This is a genomic window from Ochrobactrum sp. 19YEA23 (assembly GCF_029909865.1).
Classification (GTDB): domain Bacteria; phylum Pseudomonadota; class Alphaproteobacteria; order Rhizobiales; family Rhizobiaceae; genus Brucella; species Brucella gambitense.
The window spans coordinates 70,128-85,347 of record NZ_JASAMQ010000013.1; the positions used below are offsets into that span (position 1 = coordinate 70,128).

Sequence of the window (15,220 nt, forward strand, 5' to 3'; positions counted from 1 at the left end):
GCGTCAGGTTCACTGGTGCAGCCGCCTCTCAAACCACCTCAGGATTTCCGGATTGACGCCATGGGTCTGATCGAAACGTTTTTCAATTGGGACATTCTCGTCCGGTCCTTTCCGATCCTGCTGCTCGGGCTGGGTAACACACTGCTGCTGGGCATAACCGCAATTTTCTTCGGTAGCCTTTTCGGCCTGCTCCTCTGCTTTGTGCGCCTCTACGCGCCCAAGCCGTTTCAGTATATCGCCATCGGCTATATCGATATTTTCCGAGCACTACCGGTTCTGGTGGTTTTGATCCTCATCTATTACGCGCTGCCTTTCGTCGGCATTTCATTCTCGTCCTTTACCTCGGCGACGCTGGCGCTATCCATGGTGCTGGCGGCCTTTACGGCCGAAGTCTGCCGCGCTGGCATTGAGAATGTGCCAAAGGGACAGTTCGAGGCAGCGGTTTCGCTGGGCCTGCCTTTCTGGCAGGCAATGCGCAAAATCATCCTGCCGCAGGCGCTCAAGGTCATGGTGCCGCCACTGACCTCCAATTGTATCTCGACCTTCAAGGATACGGCGCTGGCCTCAGTCGTTGCCATGCCCGATCTGCTCAAGCAGGCCAATGACACGCAAGCGCTGATGGCCAACCCAACGCCTTTGATTGGCGCTGCAATCATCTATTTCGCTTTCCTCTGGCCGATGGTTCGTCTGGTCGGCTATCTCGAGAAGCGCAGTGCTACCGCAAAGACTGCACGCTGATCTCGACAGAACTGGTTTCCCCGATGACCGATCAAAACTTCGCACAATCGACCGACCGACCAGCCATCATCATGAGTGGCATCAACAAGTGGTACGGCAATTATCACGCGCTTCGCGACGTCACCCTTTCCGTCGCGAAGGGCGAGCGTATCGTTATCTGCGGGCCGTCAGGCTCAGGAAAGTCGACCACCATCCGCTGCATCAATCAACTGGAAAAGCACGAAAGTGGCTCAATCGTCGTTGACGGCATAGAGCTTAACGGCAAAGGCCAGCAGCTGGATGCAATCCGTCGCGAAGTTGGCATGGTATTCCAGCATTTCAATCTGTTTCCGCATCTGACGATCCTCGAGAACTGCACCATTGCACCGATGACGGTGAAGAAGATTGGCAAAAAGGAAGCTGAAGAGATTGCTCGAAAATATCTCGAGCGTGTGCGGATCGGCCATCTGGCGGATCGCTATCCTTCACAGCTTTCGGGCGGCCAGCAGCAGCGTGCGGCAATTTCGCGGTCGCTTTGCATGCAGCCCAAGGTGATGTTGTTTGACGAGCCGACCTCGGCGCTCGATCCGGAAACCGTGGGCGAAGTACTTGATACGATGATCTCGCTGGCCGAAGACGGGATGACCATGCTGGTCGTGACCCATGAAATGGGCTTCGCCCGTCGCGTTGCGGACCGGGTGATCTTCATGGACCATGGCGCGATCTGCGAGGAAGCCAAGCCGCAGGATTTCTTCACCGCGCCAAAGAGCGAGCGTGCGGCAGCCTTCCTTCAGCAGATCATGCACTAGCCGCGAAAGCGGCACCGACATTTCGTTTGGGAGTATCTCGATGACCACAGCTTTTGAAAGCGCCGGAGCGTTTCCGGTGGATCGCGCGCGCGCGCATTTTCCGGCTTTATCCCTGCCGGGCAATCCGGTTTTCTTCGACAATGGTGCAGGCGCGCAGGTGCCTCAAGGTGTTATCGACGCTGTCAGCAACCATATGCTGCATCGCATGGTGCAGCGGGGAGGGCGATATGCTTCGAGCCGCGCGGTGGATCAGGCGATAGCCGACGCGCGTCAGAGCGTTGCCATTCTCGTCAACGCCTATGACCCAGCCGAAATTTCCTTTGGCATGAACGCTACTTCGTTTATCCGGCTTGTCAGTCTGGGCATTGCCAAAATGATCGATCAGCGCAACGAGATTGTCATTACCGACATGGATCATGACGCCAATATCTCGACATGGCTGGCGCTTGAAAGTCAGGGTGTGAAATGTGTCTGGTGGCGAATGCGCGACGATGGCAACCTGCATATCGATGACTTGAAGCCGTTGCTGAACAATCGCACACGTCTGGTAGCAGTGACGGTAGCCTCGCATTCCATCGGCTCGCTTGTCGATGTTCGCGGCGTGGCAGAACTGGCGCATGCTGCTGGCGCAGAAGTATTTCTTGATGCCGTCCATTATGGACCGCATGGTCTAGTTGATGTGCAGGCTTGGGATTGCGACTATCTTGTCTGTTCCGGCTACAAGAATTTCTCACCGCATATGGGTTTTCTCTGGGGCCGGTTTGAGTTGCTTAGAGCCCTGCCTACTTTCAAGGAAGATTTCATCCCCGATGTGCCCCCACATAAGATCGAAGTGGGCACCTTCACCTATGAAAATGCCGCGGGCATGGGTGCGGCAGTTGATTATCTGGAAGCGCTTGGCCGCAATTTCGAGGCGTCGTCCGGACGGTCACGTCGCGACGATCTAGTTGCTGGTATGGCAGCTATCAGGGCCTATGAGACGACGCTTTCGCTTGCTGTCCTGAAAGTACTCAAATCACACGGCGCTACCATTTATGGGGTGACAGACGAAACGCGTATCGCCGAACGCGTGCCAACCTTCTGCTTCAATCTGCCGGGCCAGCGGCCAGCTGATGTCGCTCAGGCCATGGCAGATGCAGGCATAATGATCCGCGACGGCCACCTGTTTGCGCCGCGGCTGATGGCGAGATTAGGGCTCGGCATGGATAGCGGGGCTATCCGCGCCACCTTGGTGCACTACAATACGATGGAAGAGATTGCTCACTTCGACAGGGTACTGACGTCAATTCGGGATTGAAACCGATATGGGCTCTTAGAGTGATGTACATCACCAGCAATGCGGGCCTAAATGACTAGGCCCGCATACTGATCTTAACGAATGATCACATCCGTCTTCTCGAAACGTGAGACGTCTATCAGACCGATATCGGAAATGCGCAGTTCTGGGATCACCACCAAAGCGAGCAACGAGTGTTGCATATACGCGTTGTTGAGCGTGCAACCGCATGAACGCATCGCTTCCACAAGACGTTTTGCCTTGTCCGCGACAATTTCGGCCCGCTCATCCGACATCAAACCCGCAACGGGAAGTTCGATCAACGCCAGTTCCTGGCCGCCAGCTATCAGCACAATTCCGCCGCCCACTTCCTGCAGGCGGTTGGCTGCCTGTGCCATGTCGGACTTGTTGGTGCCGACAACGATCATGTGGTGGCTGTCATGTGCAACCGTCGATGCCATAGCGCAATCGGTGTCATAGCCGAAACCGGAAACGAAGGCATTCACCACACCGCCGGTCGCCCGATGACGCTCGACCAGAGCGATCTGACAGACATCTGCATCCCGATCCATCTGAACGATGCCGTTCTTGACCGATAGCCTGCTTTGCAGCGCCTTTGTCGGGGCCTGATTTTCCACGACGCCGATCACCCGCACATCTACCTCTGCGGCGTTATCCGCAGCAATGTCAAAGTCTGCGGCGGCAAGGGTCTTGCCAAGCTTTACGGTGTTCTTCGCGCTGGCGGGATAGTCATAGGGCGGGATGTCGGCCACAAGCGAACCGTTTTCAGCGAGCAACAGCCCGCGCGCGAATACCATCTCGACCGGCAAACTGGAGAGATCGGAAGTTACGATTAGGTCGGCGCGTCGTCCAGGCGCAATTGAACCCAACTCCCGTTCCACTCCGAAATGTTGTGCCGTATTGAGCGTCGCCATCTGGATCGCGGTAATCGGTTTGAGGCCCTGCGCAATAGCATGGCGCACGACGCGGTTCATATGCCCCTCATAAACCAACGTGCCGGAGTGACTGTCGTCGGTGCAAAGCACAAAATTGCGCGGGTCAATGCCACGTTCTGTGATTGCCTTGACCGGTGTGGCAACATCGAACCAGGCAGAACCCAGCCGCAGCATGGCACGCATTCCCTGGCGCACACGGGCAATGGCGTCATCCACGCTGGTTCCCTCGTGGTCGTCGGCCGGGCCCCCCGCCGCATATGCGTGAAATGGCCGACCGAGGTCGGGAGAGGGGTAGTGACCTCCCACTGTCAGTCCGGCCTTTTGAGTGGCGGCGATCTCCGCAACCATCTTTGGATCATTCGACGCTACGCCTGGAAAATTCATCATCTCGCCAAGGCCGATTATGTTGGGCCAGGCAAGGGCCTCGCGCACGTCCTCAGCGGTGAGTGTCGCACCGGCGTTTTCGAGGCCCGGCGCGCTTGGAACGCAGCTGGGTACTTGTACGTAAATGTTGACGGGCAGGCTCTGAGCTTCATCGTTCATCAGTTTTACGCCGGCCATGCCGAGGACATTGGCAATTTCGTGCGGATCTATGAACATGGTTGTTGTCCCGTGAGGGATAACCGCACGGGCAAATTCGGTTACGGTAACAAGTCCGCTTTCGACATGCATATGTCCGTCACAAAGACCGGGAACGAGATAACGACCGCCCGCATCAACGACCTTGGTTCCCGCGCCGATCGTATGACTGGCATCAGGCCCCACATAGGCGAAGCGCCCGGCAGCAACCGCAATATCGGTGTTCGGCACGATCTCGCCCGAATACACATTGACCCATCGACCGTTGCGAATAACGAGATCTGCGGGCTTGCGTCCCATCGCAACATCCACAAGAAGCGGTGCGGTTTCAGACCATGATTGCAGCATTTTCGCCCTTTCCAATTCGACAGCAGTGAAGCGGCGGCGCTCACCGCGCCGCCAGCTCATAAACTCATTGTACCTGTGCAACCAGCATCGCGGCCAACACAGCCACGAACCACATTACCGGGCGCACTTCCCTCGCTTTTCCAAGGACAAGCTTCATCACGACAAAGCCGATTATGGCAAGCGAAAGACCCAGCGTGATCGAAAATGTCAGGGGAATGAGAACGATGGCGAGGAATGCCGGTATGGCATCTTCCATACTCTCCCAGTTGATGCGGCCCATTGGTTCCGACATGAAGAGACCAGTAAGGATCAGTACGGGTGCCGTTGCAATCGCTGGCACCAGCGAGAGCAGCGGCGAGAGGAAGAGAAAAGGCAGGAAACAAATGCCTGCGATGAAGGCGACCAGTCCCGTGCGACCGCCTTGTGCGATACCCGCGCCCGATTCCAGATAGACCGTGGCGGGGCTGGTGCCGAGCGGCGCTGAAATCAATGCGGCAACAGCGTCGACATGCATCGATTCCCGCACATTGCGCGGCATCCCATTTTCATCTTTCAGATTGGCCGCTTCAGCGAGGCCGAGAAAGGTGGATAGGGCTTCCACGAAATTGGTGAAAAGGAACACGAAGATGAACGGGATATAGGCGAATTGAAGTGCGCCGATGAGATCGATTTTCCCAACGAAACTGAAGTCGGGCGCTGCGAAGAGACCGCTCCAGTTGACCAGCGTATGCAGGTCCGGCGTACCTGCGGCAAAAGCACTGCCATCACCCCACCACCGACCGATTGGGAAAGCAAGAATGGTGGTGATGACCATGCCTGCCATCATGGCCCCCGGTATCCGTCGCACGACAAGTGCAGCGGTAATGATAAAACCGGCAATGAACGTCAGTGTAATTGGCGTGAAGGGCGTTAGTGCTACAATGGTATCGGGATTGGCCACGATGAATTTTGCGTTCTCAAACCCGATCAGGGCAATGAACAGGCCGATACCACAGGCAATTCCATAACGAAGGTCCTTCGGAATTGCATCGATGACAGCTGTACGAAGGTTCAGAATGGCGAGGATCGTAAAAAGTACGCCAGCCCAGAAAACACATCCGAGTGCGATTTCAAGCGGCACATTGGCCCCCATGACCATCGTATAGGCAAAAAGGGCGTTGATACCCATGCCAGGTGCGACGAGGATCGGGCTGCGGGCATAAAGCCCCATGGCGCAGCTGCCGATCAGACTTACCAGCACGGTCGCTGTCACGCCCGCAGAAAAGGGAATACCTGCGTTTTGCAGGATTGATGGATTAACCACGATGACATAGGACGCCGCCAGAAACGTTGTCAAAGCGGCGATGACTTCGGTGCGGATCGTTGATCCGCTCCGGGTGACCTCAAACAAGCGGTCGATGGTTCCACCGAGCCGGGTTTTCGCCCGACTGGTGGAATCTTCCGCGACTTTCGACTGATAGTTCATATTGTTGTTCCCCTTATTGAACTTCATCGAGTCGCTGGACGGTTTAGTTACTCCGCCGCCAGCGTGTTCGCCGCGCCGGTCCCGTCGGGATCGAGTGGCGAAATAATGCGCAGATTAACGCAGTCCACAACGCCCAGATCGGTGATGGCATAATCGGGGATCGCTGTGATCTGCAAAACGAACATATACATGAACGGCCAGGGCAGGTCGCAGCCAAGGCTCTGTGCTGCTTCATCAAGCCGCTTTTCTGCTGCCGCCATTTCGTGCGGATCGATATCGGATACGATGCCGCCGATTGGAAGATGCAGGAATTCAATCACCTTGCCCTTGTCGACAACGACCTGACCGCCATTGTTGGTAATCAGATGGTTGATGGCAACCGCCATATCCTCCGGATCTACACCAATGCAAATGATGTTGTTATCGTCGGGTGCGGTGGAACTGGCGATAGCACCTGATTTCAGATTGAAACCAGATGTAAACGCGACGGGACGGTTTTCCGTCTTGCCGTAGCGTTCAACGACAGTCACATATTGTATATTCCGAACTGGATCGGCAAGGACATTCCCGCCGACGACTGGCAGGACGACGTCACGCCGCGTCCGGACGAAGATTTTCTCTGGGGTAACGGCGATTGCCAACACGTCCGCGGAAGATGTTTTGCCATCGAAGGGAACTGCAATATCCGCAGCCTTCACGAGCTTCGCCTTGACCGACTGCAAAAGCCCGGCACTGCGTTGCGGCGCCACCAGTTCCACCGCCATTCGTCCCTCACGGGCGGCAAGCGTGCCATTGGCAACCACAGCGTCGACGCGGAAGTCGCGCAGATCGTTGACGATAAGAATATCGGCAGTGCGGCCCGGCGAAATTGATCCAACCTTGTCGTCGATGCGCAGGGCCTCGGCACCATTGATCGTCGCCATCTGGATTGCAGCCATCGGCGAAATGCCCATGGCAATCGCCATACGGACCATATTATCGAGATGGCCACGCGAAAGAATGTCGCTTGCAACCACATCATCAGTACAGAAGCTGATGCGGCGCAACGCTTTGACGCCCATCTCCGTCACAATGCGCAGATTGTCTGAAAGGAAGTGAGAGATGGATGATTCACGGACGACAACATGCATGCCAGCCCGCAATTTCTCCAGCATTTCCTCCGGCGTATAGCTTTCGTGATCGGCGCGAACCCCGGACTGCATATAGCCATTCAGGCGTGCGCCACGGGTCATGGGGCAGCAACCGAGGACCGGCAGGCGGCTCGCCTGACCGATCTCGATAGCCTGGAGCACGTCTTCATCTTCCTCCTGAATGAACTCGCGCACGGTTTCCCAAATGCCGACGCATTCCGGCCAGCTGTGCGTATCGCGGTGATCCTTCGGGCTGAAATAGTGCCCCACCGTTGATCGAGGCATGGTGTAGGGCGTCTTACAGGGCGCGCCCCAGAACACCTTCAACGGTGTCCCCTTGACCTCATCGAGGAATTCGCGCGCAGCATCAGGACCGCCAACGACGATAATCTGATCGAGGCCTGTCACGATCGACGTCGTGCCGAGCGGGACGACCGCCTTTGCGAAGCTGGTCAGGGATAGTTTGGAACATTCCACATGGAGATGTCCGTCGATCATGCCGGGTGCAAGATATTTTCCGGTCGCATCAATGATTTCAGTGGTTTGCCCTATATAATCGCTGATATCGCCCACCGCGATAATGCGCTCATTATAGATGGCGACGTCAGCCAGATAAATTTCTTCGGAAACGACGTTGACCAGTCGACCACCGCGAATAGCGACGGTTGCCTTTATATCCCCACCGGATGCAGCGCGGATGAATTCACGAATGTCGGACATTCTAACCTCCCTTGTTGAAGGGGAGTATCCCAGCCGTATAACGTTTGCACAACTGGCCGAAGTTGGCTTATTATAGAACGTATCGTCCAATAATATGAACGAAATGGATATGAAATGGATTTGTCGGTCATCGATTGTTTCGTGAAAGTTGCCGACGCGAAGTCGATTTCCGCTGCATCGCGTTTGTACCGTTTACCGAAGTCCACGCTCAGCCATCGCATTCGCCAGTTGGAAGATGAGTTCGGCGTTGAGTTGTTCGTGCGCGAAGGTCATCAACTGAACCTGACCGACGCCGGATCGGAACTTTTGCGTCACGCGCGAAAAATCCAGATGAGCTGCGATGACGCCGCATCAGCAATGGCTGACATGCACGAGGTGGTGGCTGGGACATTGCGGGTCGGATCGACGGGCGAATTCGGCACGACCATTACCTCTGAACTGCTCTATGCGTTCCAGAAGCAATATCCGCAGGTCATTCTCGACGTGGTGTTTCTCACAGCGCGCCAATCCTTCACCGACGTATCCGATATGGCGCTGGACGGCATTTTTCACTGGGGCGAACCATCAGATGTCGACTATGTCAGTCGTCGGCTGGCTACGGCCTCTTATGGGCTTTATGCTAGCCCCGAATATCTTGTGCAGTTCGGCCGGCCGACGAGTCCTGACGATTTGTCTCGTCATCGCGGACTGATCTTCCGTAACACGACCCGGCTTCAACCCTGGTATCTCTCCAGGCAAGGCAACGACGAAACGGAAATTTTGCCGACCGCGAGTCTGGTGGCCAACGACTACTGGACCCTGAAATATTTTGCGGTCGCAGGGCAGGGGCTGGCTTATCTTCCCGGCTTCTTTGTTGAAACGGAATGCCAAAGTGATTTGCTTCTCCCGGTCCTCCCGGAATGGCGTTCTCGGGAAACGGGTATCAACCTCATCTATTCGCGCCGCAGACACGTCTCGCGCCGTTTCAAAGCCTTTGTCGGATTTTGCCTCGAGTTCTATCGTCGACGGGAACGCGATCAGATTCCCCGTTATTTTGTTGAGAAGATCAGCCGATAAGCCTCCAAGTGCTGATCACCAATCCAAGCGGACGCCGAAGGTGCCAGCGGTTGCTGTTTGGTGACTGCGCCCGCTATCGGGCGACCAGCGATAGCTGGCCTGACCATACAGGCTCACATTCTGCTTCACCCGCGCGGTAAGGCCGCCTCCGACTTCAAAGGCTGTATCGCCGAAGCGGTTCTCAATTGCGGGCGAGGATGGTCCGAAGAACACAGTGTCATTGCCCGAGAAGGAATGCCAGACATTTAATCGCGCATAGGGCTGCCACAGTGTACCTCGCTCGTCGCGGGCTGAATATTGCAGCCGTGCTCCAAGCCGTCCGGTCCATGCTTTGCCCGCATCCCAGTCCACACTCGAATATTGATCGTGGGAGCCGTCCACCGACATGTCCTGATAGACGATCTGTGCTTGCGGTTCGATCAGCCAGCGATCATCCTCACCAAAGCGGATCGGATAGCCTGCTTCGAGCGATGCCGTATATCCGGTCGCATTTGTCGAGAGACCGGCGTTATAAGCCGATGTCGCGTCCACGTCGTACCAGCTTCCCTGAACCACTGCATCGAGATACCAGCCGGTCGGGCCAAAATGCGTCCAATAGGCTCCGAGCGATGGGCCTTTCAGCGTCAGCTCGCCCACAGCCAGGTTCTGTATTCCTTCCGCAAAGCCGCGCACCGAGCTCGAATTGTAGTTCGAATAAGCGAAATACAGGCCAGTATGGTCACGATGGCCGCTATCCGTTGTTCGACGCAGAATGTCGAGGCCCGTTTGGAAGCCGGTCAGATCGCCCGTTGCGCTGGCATCCACCGAACCGCCCCATCGGTTGCTGAGGTGCTCTCCGAATACACGTCCCCAGGCGCCGTTTACATAAGTCCGCGACTCCGGCACCCCGCGCAGGTTCTCTTCCTCGCCGACGCGCTCATGCAGCGTGCCCAAGGTGGCGAGACCCATCTGTCGCGCAATCGCGGGGATTGGCGCATAAAGCGCGACTTCCGGGCGATAAAGCGGGATGTCAGGTCCTTCCGTCGTGGGACCTGTCGGTGTATCGATGATATGGGAGCGGAGGAACCAGTCGTTCGCATCTGTGCTGCCACCGCGGAAAAGCTGATACTCGTAAGCGCCCGCAGCCACACGCTGGCCGAGCGTGAAAGTGTCGGCCGTGGTGGTGCCGCCATTGGTCACGTCCACCAGCATAATACCATCAGCGAGGGTCTGTGCTCCCGGACCACCGGTATTGTTCACGAACACCGATGTCGTGCCGCTGGCCTGGCCGCCATCGATCACCAACAGATTGCTTGGTGAGTTGTCCGCACCAAGATAGGTATTGAAACCGATACGGCTGCCAGCGCTACCGGTGTAGCTGCCAACTGTCAGGGTACTATAGGCGTCTGTCCGGGGCAGGAACTGGATCAGACCAGCATTCACAACCGCATCGGTTGCGTTGGAATCGCCAGTGACGTTCCAGATACTGCTGGCATCAATCGTGATATCCGTCGCGTTTCTGGCCAATCCCGTCCAAAGGCTGCCCTGCGCCAGTGAGAGATCCGCAGTGTTGCCAGTGTCGGCCAGCAGGTCACCCGTCCATTGCGATGCGGTCAGGCTGGCGCTGGCAGTATTGCGCGGGCCGGTCAGCATAAGATTGCCGGTCCAATGGCTGTTGCCGAGATTATAGGTGAGCGTCGAAGGATCAACGACGATGTCACCGGTGAGCGATGATATGCTATCAATATTGAGCGTCAGATTGCTGGAAGCACCCGCCGTATCCTCGGTCACCTTTGCCAGCAGGAGCTGCCCGTTGACCATAGCCGGGTTGATGGCTGTGTTGCCATTGATCGAGACAGTGCCGACGCCCCCCTCGGCCAGGATGATCGCGCCGTTGGCGGCGCTCAGGCTACCGCCAGTAAACGACACAGTGCTCGGCGTACTGCCGGTAAGATAAATAGCGGCAGACCCGGAGCCGTCTACCGCCACTACAGTGCCGGACGCGGTGATCGTACCGCCAGTGCCGGCTGAGAGACCATGGGCAGCGCTGCCCATGGTGGTAACGGTTGCACCCGTAGCGGAGATCATACCGCCCGCCATTGCGTGGAGACCGATGGCGTTATTGTTTTGCGTGGTGACTTCGGTGCTGGTCAAGGTGACAGTGCTGCCGGCATCTGTGGTACGGACACCGTCCGCGCCGCCAATTGAGGCGCTATCGCCACCCTTTGTTGTTATGGTACCGCCTGTTATCAACGCCGTGGCGCCCTGACTGACAAGAACGCCAATACTGCCGTTGCCAATCGTGGTTATGTCCGTATCTTGAGCTTGCAGTTTGCTGTCTGTCCCGACCACATCTGCGCCATGGCTTTCCAGGCCTATCTCAGCAACCGGAAACTGCAGGACTGGCGGGCTGCTGCCGGTCACAGTGTACCCTGTTGTGACCTCTGTTCCAGTCACGGTGATCGTGCCAGTATCGGTGATGCGCAGACCCGCGCTGGAAGGGCCGGTCGTCCGGATTATGGTGTTGGTCAGAATGATTGTGCTGTCCGCGCCACTCGCCTCTGCGCCGGTGGAATTGGGTTGGTAGGTGAAAATGCCATAACCAGCGTAGTCAATACTGCCTCCGGCATCAGCCCATATGCCCTGGCTGTTTGCACCATACGTGGCAGAGCTGGCGCCATTGCGGACCACGATGCTACTGTCGGCACCGCGGGCAAGCATGCCTGGCGCATCAGCGTTGATTGTTCCGCCATAGTAATCGCCGGAGGCGATGGCGCCGCCATACATGGTGACTGTTCCGCCGCCGGTTGCGAACAGCACAGCGCCACCGCTCCCATAACCGTTGATGTAACTATTATTGAGGATGAGGTTGCTGTCGGCTCCAGAAGCCACTGCGCCCGGAGCATTGTCGCCGTAGTTATAGGTATTCAGATCATTGAGAGTGATCGTTCCTCCGACATCCGCGAACACGGCAGAGGAGGCCGTACCGTCAATCATGAGGTCGGTGCGGGTAAGCGTGATAGTCCCGCCGCTGGCTGCATAGGCGCCGTGGGCGTTATCCAGCGCCGTGTATACATCGCTATCATTCAGTGTGACGCTGCTGCCTGCTCCAACTGCGCTGATGCCATAGGCACCGATGCCATAGGTGCTGATTGTCGCATAGCTGCCTGTAACCGCCCCGCCGTTCTCGGCGTAGAGGCCATGGCCGCCCGCGCCGTTGGTGGTAATCTCGGCACCCTCCGTCGAGGTGCCGATCAGACTGACGGTCCCGCTATCACTCGCGCGCACGCCATAACCGCTGCCAGTTGCTGTTAGCAGGACGGAGGTGCCGCTATAGCTTCCGGTACCCGAAACATCGACCACCGGCGCAGCACCAGCGCTTTCTCGCGTGGTGAGGGCGGGATCCGAACAGCTGCCTGAAGAAATACTGACAGACGCCGGTGCCGATGGAGCACATTGCGCCAACGCCTGCGCGGAGGGCAACAATACCGTTATCGCCGCGGCCAAGGTCGCAGGATGACAGCAAATAGAGCTTAATAGCGCCTTTTTCCGCATGTTGCAGACCCGCGCGCCACGGCTTGGAACGGCAACAGGTATTCCCATATGGTCAGCACGCAATCGACAGCCCCCTCTTCCGCAATGCATCCTGGGCAGGAAGCATTTCGAGAATCAATTAAATATATTAATATAATATACTTAGAAATGAGCAAGCTGGATAAGATGCTTTCGACGGAAACCTCAAGTTGCAACCGTTCGAAGCGATTTTTCTATTTCACCGCCGCAATAGGCAAGGCCATAATCGTTGAAGCTTTTGGTATTAAGCGCAGCAAGAGTAGGTATAGCCTGCACCCGTTTGGAAAGGCCTCCGATTATCGGCGAGGTTTCTTGAATGATCGTTTTGATCACTGCGAAGCGATCAGCCATCGTGGCCCAGAGGATGGCCGTCACTATATCGGCAACGCCGGGCTTTTCCGTTCCCAGCATAAAGCCTGCACTTTCCTTGAGCCCGTGACGTTCGCCGGTATCCTGAAAAATGCACAGCCATTTTTGCAGCCGGGGAATGAATTCCTTCCACTTTTCATGCGTCCACATCTCCCGACCGCCATTGAGCGTCAACTCGTCAATGACATCGTTCGCATCGTTTACGATCTTGGCAGTCAGAGCGCGGCCCTCTGCCGTCGAGGGGAGGAGCTCCAGGCGTTCTCCAAGATATATGGCAATCGCCGACATCTGCGATACCGCAAAATTGCGATGGTGATCGATCAAAACCGGTGGCCCCATGAATGCTATGGGTTGCTCTTCGACATCACGTCCCATGAGTTCTTCGATCTCGTCGAAGCCATGTTCATCCCACGAACAATCGCCATAGGCCAAAATCCCCCGAATAAATTGCCCACGGAATGGCACAGGCCAGTAATAAAGATCGAAATCGCTCAATTTCACCTCCTCTTGTCGTGCTCAGGAATAACTGACCAGATCACTTGCGGTTCCATGAAACCAAGATACCATGTTTCGCGAAAGGTCGATTCACGCTATGTGTAATTCGTAGGCACCGTCCTGCTGATTCAAACAACAAAGCGCATCATCTCGACCAGCACTGTCTGGAGAGGGATCGTGACTTTGCAATCAGAGGCTAAGCGATGAAGGATATCGCCGGTCAGGGCATCCGTTTTGGACGGATTGCCGCCACATTACCTGTAAGAGACATGAGCAAGGCACATGATTTTTATACTCAGCTGCTCGGGTTCGAGAAAACTTTCGAAAACGGCAACCCTGTTGGCTTCATGATCCTGAAGCGCGATCAGGGTGAACTGCATTTGACGTTACAGCCCGGACACAAGGCCGCGAATTTTAACGTAGCTCACCTGATGGTGGACAACATTGATGCGCTCCACGCTGTTTGTCAGCGACATGGTGCAAGGATTATCAAAAGCCTGCAGGACAAGGACTTTGGCTTGCGGGCATTTGTGTTCGCTGATCCGGACGGGAATCGCATCGACGTCGGCCAAGCAATATAAATCCAGGATCGCCATGTGCATAATCGCGCGTGGTTGTCGCAAGGCGCAGCAGCTGCGCCTTGCGTAAGTCAGTCGCCTAAAGACGGCTATTTTCCTTCGATTTTGTTCCAGCCATCCACAATGGACTTAACGGCGGCTGAGAAGCCGGTCAGATTGCTGGGGAAATGAACCTTGTCATAGCTTGCCTTTGGCAACATCTTTTCTGTGGTTTCTAACGGTAGCTCAATGTCACGGGTTGGATGAGCATAGCCTTCGGCCAACATGGCCTGACCTTGATCGGAGAAGAGAAAGTCGAGAGCGCCTTTGGCGGCATTTGGGTGAGGTGCAACCGAACTCACATACTGTGCAAACAGCATTCCAACCGTTCCGTCGGTGGGAATGATAACCTTGAGCGGCAGTCCTGTCGCATCACGCTTGGCAAATCCGTCAAAATCGTAAACCAGCGAGATCGGGCATTCGCCTTTCTGGATCGAAGCAACATTGAGGACAACGCCCTGGCGTAGATTTCCGCTGTCGCGCAGCTTCTTGAACCATTCAAGACCGGGTTTGGTGTTCTCCTCGCTGCCGCCATTGGCAAGAGCTGCCGCCAGAACCGAAGCGGTTGCATAGGTGGAAACGCGCGGATCGCGGCTGCAGACCATATCCTTGTATTCCGGCTTGAGCAGGTCGTTCCAGGTCGACGGCAGGGTCTTGATCTGATCGGTGTTTACAAGAAATGCGATGGCACCCCAATATGAGGAGGCCCAACGTCCTTCCGGGTCCTTGAATTGTGGCTTGATCTGGTCCCAGCTGGAATTCTTGTAGGTGTCGGCGAGCTTCTCATCGAGAAGACGGCCAAGAAAGTCGTAGCCAATATCGGCAATGTCCATGACCGGAGCATTCTTTTCGGCCAACAGATGCGTGATCTGTTCACCCGAGGTCATGTCGGTGTCGACATGTTCCACGCCATAGATCTCTTCGATCTTCCCGAAGATGGCACCCAGATTGACCCAATCGTCGGACATGCCATAGGAGACCAGTTTGCCTTCCTTCTTGGCGCCAGTGACAATGGCTTCCGGGTTTTGAGCAAAGGTTGCAGTCGAGATTGCACATAGAGCAATGGCGCCCAGGCTGTATTTCAAGGCTTTTGAGATCATGACATCAGTCCTTTCAGATTTCTGGTAAGGG

The 15,220-nt window shown here is 56.1% G+C and carries 11 protein-coding genes; 5 read left to right on the top strand and 6 right to left on the bottom strand.

Going from position 1 to position 15,220, the window contains the following annotated elements:
* Positions 1-60: 60 nt before the first annotated feature.
* The 3 genes from QBD01_RS23115 to QBD01_RS23125 are packed head-to-tail and all read left to right on the top strand — an operon-like array spanning position 61 to position 2,823.
* Positions 61-738 (top strand): amino acid ABC transporter permease, encoded by a 678-nt coding sequence (locus QBD01_RS23115; RefSeq protein WP_113534096.1) that lies wholly within the window; start codon positions 61-63, stop codon positions 736-738.
* A 23-nt stretch (positions 739-761) separates the two neighbouring features.
* Entirely contained in the window at positions 762-1,526 is a 765-nt protein-coding gene (locus QBD01_RS23120; protein WP_280994701.1) for an amino acid ABC transporter ATP-binding protein, read from the top strand.
* 40 nt (positions 1,527-1,566) lie between these two features.
* On the top strand, positions 1,567-2,823 hold the full coding sequence (locus tag QBD01_RS23125) for a cysteine desulfurase-like protein (RefSeq protein WP_280994702.1): 1,257 nt from the start codon (positions 1,567-1,569) through the stop codon (positions 2,821-2,823).
* Positions 2,824-2,897: 74 nt separating this feature from the next.
* Here QBD01_RS23125 and ade read toward each other — a convergent pair whose 3' ends face one another.
* From ade to QBD01_RS23140, 3 genes are all read right to left on the bottom strand, one after another.
* Entirely contained in the window at positions 2,898-4,685 is a 1,788-nt protein-coding gene (ade, locus tag QBD01_RS23130; RefSeq protein ID WP_280994730.1) for an adenine deaminase, read from the bottom strand.
* A 64-nt stretch (positions 4,686-4,749) separates the two neighbouring features.
* A complete protein-coding gene (locus QBD01_RS23135; RefSeq protein WP_280994703.1) occupies positions 4,750-6,150 on the bottom strand; it encodes an NCS2 family permease in 1,401 nt (466 codons plus the stop codon).
* Positions 6,151-6,197: 47 nt separating this feature from the next.
* Entirely contained in the window at positions 6,198-8,000 is a 1,803-nt protein-coding gene (locus tag QBD01_RS23140) for an adenine deaminase (protein ID WP_280994704.1), read from the bottom strand.
* A gap of 114 nt (positions 8,001-8,114) precedes the next feature.
* Here QBD01_RS23140 and QBD01_RS23145 point away from each other — a divergent pair, with 114 nt between their 5' ends.
* Positions 8,115-9,056 carry a LysR family transcriptional regulator gene (locus tag QBD01_RS23145; protein ID WP_280994705.1) on the top strand — a complete coding sequence of 314 codons (942 nt, stop codon included), beginning with the start codon at positions 8,115-8,117 and terminating at the stop codon, positions 9,054-9,056.
* A 15-nt stretch (positions 9,057-9,071) separates the two neighbouring features.
* Here QBD01_RS23145 and QBD01_RS23150 read toward each other — a convergent pair whose 3' ends face one another.
* On the bottom strand, positions 9,072-12,398 hold the full coding sequence (locus QBD01_RS23150) for an autotransporter outer membrane beta-barrel domain-containing protein (protein WP_280994706.1): 3,327 nt from the start codon (positions 12,396-12,398) through the stop codon (positions 9,072-9,074).
* Positions 12,399-12,773: 375 nt separating this feature from the next.
* On the bottom strand, positions 12,774-13,472 hold the full coding sequence (locus QBD01_RS23155) for a glutathione S-transferase (RefSeq protein WP_182523183.1): 699 nt from the start codon (positions 13,470-13,472) through the stop codon (positions 12,774-12,776).
* A gap of 203 nt (positions 13,473-13,675) precedes the next feature.
* Between QBD01_RS23155 and QBD01_RS23160 the strand changes: the two genes are divergently transcribed.
* Positions 13,676-14,053 carry a glyoxalase superfamily protein gene (locus QBD01_RS23160; protein ID WP_280994707.1) on the top strand — a complete coding sequence of 126 codons (378 nt, stop codon included), beginning with the start codon at positions 13,676-13,678 and terminating at the stop codon, positions 14,051-14,053.
* A gap of 86 nt (positions 14,054-14,139) precedes the next feature.
* On the opposite strand, the gene QBD01_RS23165 is transcribed toward QBD01_RS23160, so the two are convergent.
* Positions 14,140-15,189 (bottom strand): extracellular solute-binding protein, encoded by a 1,050-nt coding sequence (locus QBD01_RS23165; RefSeq protein WP_280994708.1) that lies wholly within the window; start codon positions 15,187-15,189, stop codon positions 14,140-14,142.
* Between the last annotated feature and the right edge of the window lie 31 nt (positions 15,190-15,220).